General features: G+C 27.8%; 12 protein-coding genes. All 12 read left to right on the forward strand.

Translation table 11 applies throughout. From position 1 onward, the window contains the following. Positions 1 to 6 precede the first annotated feature (6 nt). The 12 genes from ADFLV_RS07760 to ADFLV_RS07815 all read left to right on the forward strand — a co-directional run bounded on the left by ADFLV_RS07760 (position 7) and on the right by ADFLV_RS07815 (position 14387). A complete protein-coding gene (locus ADFLV_RS07760) occupies positions 7 to 1578 on the forward strand; it encodes a SulP family inorganic anion transporter (protein ID WP_014474222.1) in 1572 nt (523 codons plus the stop codon). After that, positions 1571 to 2203: a uroporphyrinogen-III synthase gene (locus ADFLV_RS07765; protein ID WP_129011608.1), complete on the forward strand. Its 633-nt coding sequence runs from the start codon at positions 1571 to 1573 to the stop codon at positions 2201 to 2203. The genes ADFLV_RS07760 and ADFLV_RS07765 overlap by 8 nt, the downstream gene beginning before the upstream one ends. A 240-nt stretch (positions 2204 to 2443) precedes the next feature. Further along, a complete protein-coding gene (gene purD / locus ADFLV_RS07770; RefSeq protein WP_129011609.1) occupies positions 2444 to 3709 on the forward strand; it encodes a phosphoribosylamine--glycine ligase in 1266 nt (421 codons plus the stop codon). Positions 3710 to 3715: 6 nt separating this feature from the next. Continuing rightward, complete coding sequence (locus tag ADFLV_RS07775; protein ID WP_014474225.1) at positions 3716 to 4153, forward strand: RDD family protein; 438 nt, start codon at positions 3716 to 3718, stop codon at positions 4151 to 4153. After that, positions 4146 to 6281 (forward strand): LPS-assembly protein LptD, encoded by a 2136-nt coding sequence (locus ADFLV_RS07780; RefSeq protein WP_129011610.1) that lies wholly within the window; start codon positions 4146 to 4148, stop codon positions 6279 to 6281. Before ADFLV_RS07775 ends, ADFLV_RS07780 begins: the two co-directional genes overlap by 8 nt. Further along, positions 6281 to 6931 (forward strand): phosphoribosyltransferase, encoded by a 651-nt coding sequence (locus ADFLV_RS07785; RefSeq protein ID WP_014474227.1) that lies wholly within the window; start codon positions 6281 to 6283, stop codon positions 6929 to 6931. Before ADFLV_RS07780 ends, ADFLV_RS07785 begins: the two co-directional genes overlap by 1 nt. 7 nt (positions 6932 to 6938) lie before the next feature. After that, the gene (locus ADFLV_RS07790) at positions 6939 to 9113 is read left to right on the forward strand and encodes a polyribonucleotide nucleotidyltransferase (protein WP_129011611.1); all 2175 of its coding nucleotides are present in this window, start codon (positions 6939 to 6941) and stop codon (positions 9111 to 9113) included. Positions 9114 to 9280: 167 nt separating this feature from the next. Continuing rightward, entirely contained in the window at positions 9281 to 9649 is a 369-nt protein-coding gene (locus ADFLV_RS07795; RefSeq protein WP_014474229.1) for a response regulator, read from the forward strand. Between the two features lie 13 nt (positions 9650 to 9662). Further along, positions 9663 to 11765: a chemotaxis protein CheA gene (locus ADFLV_RS07800; protein WP_129011612.1), complete on the forward strand. Its 2103-nt coding sequence runs from the start codon at positions 9663 to 9665 to the stop codon at positions 11763 to 11765. 5 nt (positions 11766 to 11770) lie between these two features. After that, the gene (locus ADFLV_RS07805; RefSeq protein WP_129011613.1) at positions 11771 to 12616 is read left to right on the forward strand and encodes a CheR family methyltransferase; all 846 of its coding nucleotides are present in this window, start codon (positions 11771 to 11773) and stop codon (positions 12614 to 12616) included. Beyond that, positions 12613 to 13290, forward strand: a complete 678-nt coding sequence (locus ADFLV_RS07810) for a chemotaxis protein CheD (RefSeq protein WP_014474232.1) — start codon at positions 12613 to 12615, stop codon at positions 13288 to 13290. Before ADFLV_RS07805 ends, ADFLV_RS07810 begins: the two co-directional genes overlap by 4 nt. Before the next feature lie 23 nt (positions 13291 to 13313). Next, positions 13314 to 14387 (forward strand): protein-glutamate methylesterase/protein-glutamine glutaminase, encoded by a 1074-nt coding sequence (locus tag ADFLV_RS07815; RefSeq protein ID WP_014474233.1) that lies wholly within the window; start codon positions 13314 to 13316, stop codon positions 14385 to 14387. Positions 14388 to 14394: the final 7 nt, after the last annotated feature.

A 14394-nucleotide genomic window follows, 5' to 3' on the forward strand; every position in this document is an offset into this window, starting at 1 on the left:
TATTCCTTGAATAGAGTAAAAAATGATATTTTTGCTGGTATTACAGCAGCTGTAGTTGCTTTACCATTGGCTTTAGCTTTTGGTGTTGCAAGTGGTGCAGGAGCGATTGCAGGATTATATGGTGCCATAATATTAGGTTTTTTTGCTGCTTTATTTGGAGGAACTCCAACTCAAATATCAGGACCAACTGGTCCAATGACAGTTATTGTTGCCACAGCAATTGCAACTTTTCCAAATGATTTTCAAACTGTAATGACAATCGTTTTTTTAGCTGGACTTATGCAAATTTCTTTTGGAATAGTAGGAATTGGAAAATGGATAAAATATATTCCTTATCCTGTTATTTCAGGTTTTATGTGTGGAATAGGTGTTATTATAATTATTTTACAAATAAATCCTTTTTTAGGTGTTGAAGGATATAGTTCTATTGTTTATACATTAACACATCTTACTGATACACTAACAAAAGTAAATTATGAAGCTATATTAATTGCAACAATTACACTAGCAATAATGTTCTTAACACCTAAAAAAATATCAAAAATAATTCCTCCTGCTTTAATTGCCTTGGTATTAGTAACATTATTTTCAATTTTTTTCCATTTTAAAGTTATGATTATCGGAGAAATTCCTATGGGATTACCTCAATTTGTTTTACCAATATCATTTGATATTTTAAAATTAAGTACAATTTTAACTTTAGCTATTACTTTAGCTCTTTTAGGTTCTATTGATTCCCTTTTAACTTCTATAGTTGCAGATTCAAAAACAAAAACAAAACACGATTCTAAAAAAGAATTGATAGGACAAGGAATAGGAAATACAATTTGTTCTTTTTTTGGTGCAATTCCAGGAGCAGGTGCAACAATGAGAACTGTAATAAATATAAATAGTGGTGCGACTTCAAAATTATCTGGAATGGTTCACTCAGTTACTCTTTTATTAATAGTTTTATTTTTGGCTCCTCTTGCTTCGCAAATTCCACTTGCCGTATTATCTGGAATTTTGATAAAAGTTGGATTTGATATTTTAGATTATAAATTTTTAAAAGTAATAAATAAGGTATCAAAACAAGATTTAATTATAATGATAACAGTATTTTTACTTACTGTTTTTGTAGATTTAATTATGGCAGTAGGTGTGGGAATTACAATTTCTTCAATAATAGCTGTATATCAAATTTCAAAAAATACACAAATGAAAACAGCTCACTCAAAAGTATCTTTTGATATTGATATAGAAAACCATGACATTGAGATTATTAAAGTTAATGGTTCTTTATTTTTTGGTACAGCTTCAGCTTTGGATACAAGATTAGAAAAAATAAAAAATAGTAAAAAGATTATCATTGATTGTAGAAATGTCTCTTTTTTAGATATTTCTGCGATTTTTACACTTGAGGATATAATTGAAAAATTTAAAAGTAAAGATTTAGAGATTATTTTAGTTCTTAAATATAGACATAAGAAAAAAGTTTTAGCGGTTGATAGTTTAAATGTATTCAAAAAAATAAGAATATATCATAATCTTGATGATGCAATAAATTATACACAAAAATATGAGTTAATATATGGCTAAAATTTATTTATTAAATAATCAAAAATACTCTGATGTTGAAAATTTAGAAGTTTTTCAAATAGAATATATAAAATCAAAAATTGATTTAAATAAATATGACGCCTTGATTTTTACATCAAAGAATGCAGTTTATTCTTTAGATTCATTTAACAAAGATTGGAAGAATATCCCTTGTTATGCAATAGCTTTAAAAACTGCAAATATCATAAAAAATTTGGGTGGTAAGATTTCGTTTATTGGTAGTTCAGGACATGGGAATGATTTTGCACAAGAATTAATAGCTTTATTAAAAAACAAAAAAGTTTTATATATAAAAGCTTTAAAAACTGTATCTGATTTACCAAATATTTTAAGAAAAAATGAGATTCTTTTAGATGAACTAATAGCATATAAAACTTCATGTAAAAAATCAACTGCTATTTTGGAAGATAATTCTACATTTATTTTTACTTCACCTTCGAGTGTAGAATGCTTTTTTAAACAATATACTTGGAAAGATTCTTATAAAGCAATAGTTATTGGTAATACAACAGCAAAATTTCTACCTGAAAATGTTAAGTATGAAATTAGTTCTCTAACATCTATTGAAGAGTGTATAAATCTAGCGAAGCATTCCTTTTTTTAAACTCAAATTTAATCATATTTAGATAAAATAAGAGAATCTAAGTAGTTCGAGATTTCCATTGTTGTGGGTCCGAATAAATAATTTTCGCGGGCAGTTGTAGTCAAATGGTGTGCAGCGATTCATTGCGTTCTCGCTCCTGAAATTTGCACTTGCCTGCAATTTGTGGCTTATGTGGGCCATTTGATGGTTAACGGCTACTTGGGTAATCTTACCTAATTAAAAACATTACAAGGAATTATCGTGAATATATTGATACTAGGAAGTGGTGGTAGAGAATACTCTATTGGATTAGCAATATACAAAGAAAATGCTCATAATTTATATTTTATGCCAGGAAATGGTGCAACTGATAGATTGGGTACAAATATTAATATAAAAGATTATAATCAACTAGCAGTTTGGGCAAAAGATAATTCTATTGATTTAACAATTGTAGGACCAGAGGCTCCTTTAGTAGATGGTGTTGTTGATATATTTAAAGAAAATGGTTTAACAATTTTTGGACCAAGTGCAGCAGCTGCTCAACTTGAAGGTTCAAAAGTTTATATGAAAAATATACTTAAAAAGTATAACATACCAACAGCAGCATTTATAGAAACATCAAATGAAAAAGAGGCTTTTGATTTTATTGATACAATGAACGAACCAATTGTAGTAAAAGCAGATGGTTTATGTGCAGGTAAAGGTGTAATTATTGCACAAACAAAAGATGAAGCAAAAAAAGCTGCTTCTGAAATGTTAAGCGGAGTAGCTTTTGGTGACGCTGGAACATCTATTGTTGTAGAAGAGTATTTAGATGGTTATGAATTATCAGTATTTGCAATTTGTGATGGAGAAAACTATAAAGTATTACCAGCTGCTCAGGATCATAAAAGAGTAGGGGATGGAGATACAGGTCCAAATACTGGTGGAATGGGTGCTTATGCTCCAACACCACTTGTAAATGAAGATATTTATAAAAAAATTGAAGAAAGAGTGATAAAACCAACTTTAAAAGGTATGCAAAATGAAGGTGCACCTTTTGAAGGTGTACTATTTATTGGAGTAATGGTTGTACGAGGTGAACCAATTATTTTAGAATATAATGTTAGATTTGGTGATCCAGAATGCGAGATTTTAATGCCATTATTAGCAACTCCTGTATCTGAATTATTTTATAAAGGTGCAACAAAACAATTAGATAAACTTGATATTAAAATCAGAGATGAATTTGGAGTTGGTGTTGTAATGGCAAGTGAAAATTATCCATATGGTTCTAGTACACCTGCTGAAATTATAGTTGATGAAATAGTTGATGAAGATTTACTTCAAAATTCTCATATCTCTTTTGCTGGTGTTGAAAAAATTGATGATAAATTAATGGCAACTGGTGGAAGAGTACTTGTTTGTGTTGGCTTTGGTAAATCAATAAAAGAGGCAAGAGATAGAGCTTATGCTTTATGCGGTCAAGTGCATTTTGCAGGCAAAAAATGTAGATCTGATATTGCTTATCAAGCTTTAAAGTAAAAATATATGCAAGACAATACAAACAATCTTCAATTAGCTTCAATGCGTTCTCGTGCATTTGCGTTTGTAATTGATGATTTATTAGTTACAATTATTATAATGGTGATTTTTTGGGAAAATATCCTTGCTGTTAGTCAAAATATGGATGCAATGATGTATTTGATGAAAACAGATTTAGTTATGCCATTAATCATACTAAAAATAATCTATCAAACTTTTTTTGTTTGGTATTATGGTGCAACAGTAGGAAAAATAGTGGCAAAAATTAGAGTTATTGATGCAAATTCTTGGGGAAGAGTATCTTTCTTTTCATCTTTCTTAAGAGCAGTAGGAAGAATTTTTTCAGAAATGTTTTTTTATGTGGGGTTTTTAGTGGGGTTTTTCAACGATGGAAGAAGAACTTTTCATGATATTACTGGTAAAACGTTGGTAGTAAATGTATAAGAAAATTTTAATTTCACTACTACTAAGTACCTCATTATTAACAGCTCAAGAAATAAATAATGAAAAATTCCAATTAATTGCGAAAAATATAGATTCAAAAGAAAATATAATAACAGCAGTTGGAAGTGTTGTTATTTATTCTCCTACTTATTATTTAAGTGCTGATAAAATTATATATGACAAAGAAAAAGAAACTTTTGAACTTTTTGATAATGTTCTAATTATAAAAGACAATAATATTCAAACCCAAAGTAATCATGCTTTTGTTGATTTAAAAAATGAACTATCCAATCAAAGTCCTATGTTTTTATATGAGAATACTAACAATATTTGGATGAATACTAAAGAATCAAATAAAGAAAAAGAGATTATTCAATTAGATAGTTCTATTATCTCATCTTGTGATTGTTTAGACCCTGCTTGGAGTATTAGAGCATCAAGTGCAGATTATGATACAGAAGCTAAATGGATAAATGCGTATAATCCAAGATTATATATAAAAGATGTTCCAGTTTTTTATAGTCCTTATTTTGGATTTCCAACTGATAAAACAAGAAGAACAGGATTATTATTTCCTACTTTAGGTTATTCAAGAGAAGAAGGAGTTTATTACTCTCAACCAATATATTTTGCACCTGCACAAAATTATGATTTAGAATTTGTTCCTCAAATTAGAACTTTTAGAGGAAAAGGTGGATATTTATATTATAGATATGCAGATTCACCTGATTCTATGTTAAATGTAAAAGGTGGTTTATTCAGAGAAGATGGTGATTATAGGGAAGAAAATTCATTAGATCATCAAGAACATTTTGGTTTAAATGTTGATTATAGTAGAAAAAATATTTTTGCTAATCAAAATACAGAAGATGGATTATTTACTTCTATAAAATATCTAAATGATGTTGAATATATAACTTTAGAGGATGATGAACAAAGTATTTCAACAGATAAAAAAGTTGAATCTAAGATAAATTATTTTTATAATACTCCTGATTATTATATGGGAACTTATGCAAGATATTATATAGACACATCTAAAAAATCAAACTCAAATACGTTACAAGAATTACCTCAAGCACATTTTCATTCATATAATAAAGAAGTATTTATTGATAATCTATTATATTCAATTGATACAAAAGTTATGAATTATACTAGACCTGAAGGTTTAACAGCTAATGTTTATGAAATAAGTGTTCCTATTAGTTATAGTAAATATTTCCTTGATGATTATTTGTATTTAACTGTTGAAAATAAAACTATTATTAGTAAATATGATTATGACAATTTTACAAATAATGATTATGAAGATGGAAATTTAATACAAAATAGAACATCAATTTTAGTTGGAAGTGATTTAATTAAACCTTATGAAAACTATTTACATACTATGAATTTAGGTGCAGAATATGTAATTCCAAAAAATCTGAAAGAAGATGGTGATTTATATAAAATTACAACAGTTAGTGGTTCTACAAAAGAAAATGAATTAAAAGCCTTTCCAATAACTCAAGAAGAAAAAAATATTAATTTGACATTGAATCAATCTTTATATGAGAAAAACAGTTTAAAACAATTAATCAATCATAAAATGTCTCAATCTATTCTCTATGATGAAGTAGATAATCCAAAATTTGAAGATTTTGAAAACTACGTAAAAGTAAATCATGATTTCGGATCTATTTCTGGAAGAGTAGTTTATAATATGGATGATAATACTTTTGTTGAAAACAGTATATCTAATACTCTATCTTATGAAGATTTTTCTTTAACAGCAGGTTATTATAAATCGAAAAAAACAGATAATACTTTTAACGATAGAGATGATTTAGAATCATATAGATTTAATACTTCTTATAAAATATCGAAAGACTACAAAATAACTTATTATGAAAATTATAATATTTTAGAAAAAACAAGAAATAAACAAGGTATAAGTTTTAATATAAATGATAATTGTTGGAATTTAGATTTAAAATATGAAAAAGAAGTAATTCCAGAAACTCGATATAATGATTTAACAAATAAATATGATTCAAAAGAACAAGAAATAATTTTTGTTAATTTAATATTAAAACCATTAGGTGGAATAAAACAAAAATATAAAATGGAAAATGACAACTAATGAATTCTGATAAAATATATTTCAAAAATAGAGAAGTAGCAGCTTATAGATTATTAGATGTTTTACCTATTGATAGTATGAAATTAGAAGATTGGACTGTAATTTCTAGTTCATATGGTGGATTTATAATTGCAAAAATTATTGCAAAAACTTTAAATAGTAAATGTGATATGATGTTTTCAGGGAAAATTTATGCTCCAAATAATGAAGATTGTGAAATTGCAGTTGTTACAGAGCATGAAGAGGTATTAATACATGAGGAGTTAGTAAAATCGTTTGATATAAGTTTAGATTATGTGTATTCTAAATCTAAGCAAGTTTTTGAAGAGTCTATTAAACATAGAATTAATAGATTTAGACAAGGTGAGAAAATTGAAAAATTAGAAAATAAAAATGTTTTAATTGTTGATGAAGGTATAAATACAGGTCTTACAATGATGGCTTGTATAAAAACTGCAATTAATTTAAAAGCAAAATCTATTTCAGTGGCAACTCCAATTTTACCAACAGCTAGTATTCCGACCATAGAATCAATTGCAGATGATTTATATTTCATAAAAAAATTGGATCATTTTGTTGAAATTGATTTTTATTATGATAGTTTAGAAGATGTTAGTTTTGAAGAATTAGAAAAAATAAATAAAGGATAAAAAAATAATGGCAACAGTTTGTGAATTTGATTTAAATGGAAAACAAGAGGTTTTCGAATTTGAGAAAGTAGCGAAACAAGCAAATGGCGCAGTTTTAGCGAAAATAGGGAATGCTGTAGTTTTAGCTACAGTTGTAAGTGAATTTGATAATCCCGTAAGTGAAGATTTTACTCCTTTAACTGTTCAATATATTGAAAAAACTTATGCCGCAGCAAAATTACCAGGAGGTTTTATAAAAAGAGAAGGTAAACCAAGTGATTTTGAAACTTTAACATCAAGAGTAATTGATAGAAGTTTAAGACCTCTTTTTCCTAAAGGATATGTTTATCCTACAACAATCACGGTAATGGTATTAAGTGCAGATAAAGATGTTGATTTACAAACATTATCATTAAATGCAGCAAATGCAGCTTTATATACTTCTAATTTACCAATAAAAAAGTCAGTTTGTGGAGTAAGAGTAGGAAAAATTGAAAATGAATTAATTATTAATCCAACATCAGAACAATTAGAAAATTCTACTTTAGATTTATATGTAGCTGGTTCTAAAGATGAATTATTAATGATAGAAATGAAAACTATATCATCAAGTGAATTAGTTGAAATTGATATAGAAGCATTTACAAAAATTCATAATACAAATGAAATGGATGAAGAGAGTTTAGTTGAAGCTATTTCTTTTGCGCAAAATGCTTTAAAAGAGTCAAATTTAACTTATGAAAAAGCTTTTGAAGAAGTATGCAAAGAAAAAGTAGAAGTAGAGTTAATCAAATTTACAATTGATGAATCAGTTATAAATTATGTAAGAGATAATTTTTCAAATGAGATAAAAGAGGCAATTAAAAAATTAGCAAAAAGTGAAAGAGCTACTCAGCTTAAAGATGTTGCCAAAATGATATCTTCAAATGAATATTGTTCTACGAATGAATTAGATTTTACTACTATTTATGAAGCTGTTTCTATTGTAAAAAGAGAAATTGTAAGAAATATGATTGTAAGCGATAAAGTAAGAGCTGATGGAAGAGGTTTAAAAGATGTAAGACCAATTACAATTGAAACTAATATTTTACCATCAACTCACTCTTCTTGTCTATTTACAAGAGGTGAAACACAAGCATTAGTTATTGGAACAATTGCTGGTCCTAAAGATGGGCAAATGTATGAAGTTTTAACTGATAAATCAACTTCAATGGAAAGATTTATGGTACATTATAATTTTCCAGGTTTTTCTGTTGGTGAAGCTAAACCCATGTTTGGTGTTGGGAGACGTGAATTAGGACATGGAAATTTAGCAAAAAAAGCATTAGAAGCAACAATTGATGATGATTATACAGAAACAATAAGATTAGTTTCTGAAATTTTAGAATCAAATGGTTCTTCATCAATGGCAACTGTTTGTGGTGGTTCATTAGCACTTAAAGCTGCAGGTGTACCTATCTCTGATTTAGTTGCAGGTGTTGCAATGGGTATGGTTGTTGAAGGAGATAATTATTCAGTATTAACTGACATTATGGGATTAGAAGATCATGATGGTGATATGGATTTTAAAGTAGCAGGAACGAATAAAGGAATTACTGCTTTACAAATGGATATTAAATTAGGTGGAATTGAATTATCAGTATTAAAAGAAGCATTACTTCAAGCAAAAGAAGGTCGAGTTCATATTTTATCTTTAATGAATGAAGCTGCTAAAGATATCGTTCCAAGTGAAGCTTTACCATTAGTAGAACAATTTGCAATTGATCCAAGTAAAATAATGGTAATTATTGGAAAAGCAGGTGCAACTATAAAAGAAATAATTGAAAAATTCACTGTTTCAATTGATTTAGATAGAGATAGTGGAACAGTAAAAGTTAGTGGAGGAAATAAACAAAATGTTCTTGATGCTTGTGAACATATAAAAACAATCTCAAATAATGCTCCTGCAAGAAAAGACGCTCCAAAAAATGTTGATTTTGAAAAATTATACGCTGTTGATGAAGTTGTAACTGGAAAAGTAGAAAGAGTAGTTGATTTTGGTGCATTTATTCTTTTACCAAAAGGTGGAGAAGGTCTTTTACATATTTCAAAAATTTCTAAAGAGAGAGTAAATAATGTTTCAGATGTTTTATCTGTTGGTCAAGAAATAGAAGTAAAAGTTTTAAAAGTAAAAAAAGATAGAATAGAATTATCTTCAAATTAATCCTTAAAAAAGGATTAATTTATATCTACATATCCCTACAAAATAACGATTTTACCAATTTATCAGACAATAATAAAAAATTATAATAAATTCTAATCCTAAATTAATATTTCTTACGTTAGTATAGTAAAAATAATTTTTTATAAGCAAACTTAAGGGGTTCTAATATGGCTAAGCTTTTAATAGTAGATGATTCTACAATGCTAAGAGATATGCTAAACTATGCATTAAATGAGGGTGGTTATACTGATGTAACTGAAGCCGTTGATGGAGTTGATGGTTTAGCAAAAGCAAAAGCTGCAGATTTTGATTTAATAATTACAGATGTTAATATGCCAAATATGGATGGGTTAACATTAATAGGTGAATTAAGAAAAATATCACAATATTCAAAAAAACCTATTTTAGTACTTACAACAGAAAGAAGTGATGAGATGAAGGCGAAAGGTAAAGCTGCAGGAGCTACTGGTTGGATTGTAAAACCATTTGTACCAGATCAGTTATTAAAAGCAGTAAATATAGTGTTAAGTAGATAATAAAGGAGCTTTCATGTCGTTTGATATTTCTAAATATAGGGAAATGTTTCTTGAAGAAGCTGAAGAACTTTTTGAATCAGCGGATAATGTTCTTTTAGAAGCTGAAAATAATGGTACTTTAACTGATGAAGAAATGGGGCAGTTATTTCGAGATGTACATACTTTAAAAGGTAGTGGTGCTTCTGTAGAATTAGCTTTATTTGCTGAATTTACTCATGATGTTGAAAACTTGATGGATAAATTAAGAAATCATAAAATTGAATTTATTCCAGAAATGGCTGAAACATTAATAGATGGTCTTGATGTAATGAAAGAGATTTTGGACCTTGAGGTTGCAGATAAATTAGATAGAGATACTTTTACTGAAATGACTAGTTCATTATTAGAAGAAATAAGAGCTTATTCTAACGGTGGAAATATTGCAAAAAAAGAAGTAGAACAACCTGTTGTTGAAAAAATTGAAAAACCTAAAGAAGAACCTATAAAAGTAAAAGAAGAAGTTGTTGTTGATAGCGATAATTTTGGTTTTTTTGATGATGATTTAAATGAGCAAAGAGATAATAAAAATAAACCTTATGGAATTTTTGCAGATGATGAAATTGATGAAGAACATGAAAATATAGGTTTCTATGATGATGATTTAGAAACAATTTCAAAAAATACAAAAGATAGTGATTTCAAAATATCAAATGAAGATAAAGATAATTTTGGATTTTTTGATGAAATGCCTGAAATGACACCTTCAGCAGTGATGCAGACAAATGATATTGAAGAAAAAGTAATAGCTGAATCTGAAATTGAAAAAACAAAACCTGCACAAAACAATACTCCTGTAGTTAGAAAACAAAAAACTGCTTCAGAAGATAATGAAGAAGCAACAACTAAAAAATCTGTTTCTAATAATAACAACAGTATTAGAGTAAATCTAGATAAAATTGATTTATTAATGAATAATGTTGGAGATTTAGTTATAACTAATGCAATGTTAACACAATTTTCATCAACAATTGAAGAATCAAAAACAAGAAATTCTGTATTAGAAAGACTTGAGTTACTTGAAAGACATATAAGAGATATGCAAGATTCAATTATGAGTATTAGAATGGTTCCTATGGATTCAATTTACTCAAAATTCCCAAAAGTTGTAAGAGATATTTCTAAAAAACTTGGTAAAAAAGTTGAATTTAAACATTATGGAGATAATGTTGAAATTGACAAAGCTATGATTGAAGGATTAACAGATCCTTTAATGCATATTATTAGAAATTCTTTAGACCATGGAATAGAAACTCCAAGTGAAAGAGAATTAACAGGAAAGCCTGAAGTTGGATCAATAAGTATTTCAGCAGAGCAAGCAAATGGACAAATGATTATTACTATTGAAGATGATGGTAAGGGAATCAACTCAGAAAAAGTTGCGCAAAAAGCTCTTGAGCAAGGTCAAATTGATGAAAATCAATATAATTCAATGACTGAAAATGAAAAAGCTTTATTAATTTTTGGAGCAGGTGTTTCAACAGCAGATCAAATTACTGATATTTCAGGTCGTGGTGTTGGAATGGATGTTGTTAAAACAAATATTCATAAACTAGGTGGAGCAATTAAACTTGATACTCATTTAGGAGAGGGAACAACTATTACTATTATGTTACCGTTAACTCTTGCAATTCTAGATGGCTTAGATATAAGAGTTGGAAATCAAAAATATATTTTACCTTTAAGTTCAATTGTAGAATCTTTACAACCAACTTCAGATATGATTAAAAAAATTGGAGATGGAACACAAGATTTATTAATGTTACGAGAAGAATTTATTCCTGTTGTAAAATTACATCAATTGTTTAGTTTGGAAAAAAGTTTTGATAAATTAGAAGATGGTATGTTAATTGTTGTTAAATCTGGTAATACTAAAGTAGCTTTATCAATAGATGAGTTTTTAAATCAACATCAAGTTGTTGTTAAACCTTTAGATAAAAACTTTAGAAGTGTTCAAGGAATTGGTGCTGCAACTGTAAGAGGTGATGGAAGTATTGGTTTAATTTTAGATGTAGTTGGAATAATCAATGCCCAAATTAAAATTGAGAAAGATATGAACTTAGCAAAAAGGGCTTCATAAAATATATGGCTTATACGACGCAAGATGTTCATAATAAAGTAAAAAAACTTCTTTATTCTTTAACAGGTATTACTCTTTCAGAGAATAAAGATATTATGATTTCAAATAGAATTGATAAATTAAAAAGAAATTGTAGATATTCTGGTGATATTATGGATTTATTAAATTCTATTGAAGAAGGAAATAATGTAACAGAATTTATTAATTCTTTTACTACAAATAAAACTCATTTTTTTAGAGAAGATTTTCATTTTGTAGATTTGAAAGATAGGATTCTTCCCACTTTTGCTACTAGTGGCAATAAAATAAATATGTATTGTTCTGCTTCTTCTACAGGAGAAGAACCTTATTCTATGGCAATGACTGTTTTTAAAGCAATGGAAGATTTAGGAAAACATATTAATGCATCTATTATTGCAACAGATATTGATACAAGTGTATTACAATACGCTGCAAATGGAATATATAGATATTCAAAATCATCAAAAGAGTTTCCTTCTTGGATTAAACCTCAAAAGTATTTTAAAAGAAGAGTTCAAAAAAATCTTTCAGGAGAAGAAATTCTTATAAAAGTAAATGATGAACTAAAAAAAATGATAACTTTTCATGTTATGAATTTAAGTAGTTCATCTTATCCTTTTTCTAAAAATCAATTTGATGTGATTTTTTGTAGAAATGTATTGATATATTTTTCTGCTGAAGACCAAAATATAATATTAAAAAAACTATTTAGTCATTTAAAAATAGGTGGAACTTTATATCTAGGACATTCAGAAAATCCTCAAGATTTAGTTCCCTTTGTTAAAAGAGTAGGACAAAATATTTTTGTAAAGGAAAAGGAAATTATATGATTGTAATAGGTCATAAAGATGGAAGCATTGAAAAAACTTCTGCTGTTCGATATACACAAAAAACTAAAGGATATTTAACTCATACTGTTATTGGTGGAGAATTTGCTGTTGGAAGTGATACAGATCAAATAGCTTTTAAAACTTTACTTGGTTCTTGTGTAGCTATTATGTTTTATGACAAAAATACAAAAATAAAAGGGATGAATCATTTTTTATTACCAAAAACAAATAATACAAATGATGATATGAAATATGGTCTATATTCAGTTGAAGCTATGTTAAATGAAATGTATAAATTAGGTTGTAGTAAAGGAAATATGGTTGCAAAAATATCAGGTGGTGCAGATATAATGCAAATAAATATGTCTAATCAATCGATTGGATTTAGAAATGTTGAATTTGCTAAAGATTTTTGTAAATCAGAAGGTTTTAAATTAATAAGTGAACATACACGTGGAGAACATGGAAGGTTAATATTATTAGCAAATGATTTTGAAACTTTTATTAAAGTAACTCAAAAATCTGAAACAGATAGTAAAATTTTGTCAGAAGAAAAATATTTACAACAAGAAATTACAAAAGCACCTGTTATCAAAGAATATGTTGGTGGAGTTGATTTATTTGGTATTGATACTAAAGAAGTTGAACCTCAAATGGAAATTGAACTTTTCTAAAATAAAGTAGGGTGGAAAGATAAGTGTATACTGTTTTAGTTATAGATGATTCGCCATCAATGCGAAGAATTATAAAAGATATGATAAATTCTATTGAAGAGTTTGAAGTTATTGGTGTAGCAACTGATGCATATGATGCAAGAGAAAAAATAAAAGAGTATGAACCTGATTTAGTAACAATAGATATTAATATGCCTAAAATGGATGGTGTTACATTCTTAAGAAATTTAATGAGATTACATCCAATGCCTGCTGTTGTTATTTCAGGTGAAAGTGTTAGAGGTAATGATATTTTTGATGATGGAGCAGTGGGGTTTATACCAAAACCTGATACTGGTGAATCAATGATTTCATTTCAACATAGAATAAAAGATACTCTTTTAAATTTAACATTTTTATTAAAAAGATATACTTTAAAAAAACCACCTGCTTTAAAAAAGAATTATAAGCCAACTATAAATGTGGAATATAAAGTACATCCAGATGAAGTGATTCCTCTTAGAGCTTCAACTTTTCCAGGAATGAAATTAATTGCAATTGGTTCATCAACAGGTGGAGTAGAGTCTTTATTAAAAGTTTTTAAACGATTACCTGGAGATTTACCTCCAATATTAATAACTCAACATATACCTTATGGATTTTCAAACTCTTTTGCACAAAGATTAAATGATAATTCTGAAGTTAATGTTTGTGAAGCAAAAGATGGAATGATTTTAGAAAGAGGGCATGGATATTTAGCTCCTGGAAATATGCATCTTACTATTGAAAAATATGCTAATGAATATAGAACTAAGTTATTAGATACAAAAAAAGTAAGTCAACATAAACCAAGTGTTGATGTTTTATTTAGATCAGTAAATAATGCTGTTGGTGGTGCTGCAATGGCTGTTATGATGACTGGAATGGGTGATGATGGAACAATTGCCATGAAAGAATTGCATGATAATGGTGCATATACAGTTGCACAAAATGAAGAGAGTTGTGTAGTTTTTGGAATGCCTATGAAAGCAATTCAAGCAGGAGCTGTAAAAGATATCGTTCATTTAGATGAAATTGCAGATTACATTATAGATTTTTCTAAAGGAAAAAAGAGGTAATGTCTTT

This window comes from Arcobacter defluvii, from assembly GCF_013201725.1.
GTDB lineage: Bacteria > Campylobacterota > Campylobacteria > Campylobacterales > Arcobacteraceae > Aliarcobacter > Aliarcobacter defluvii.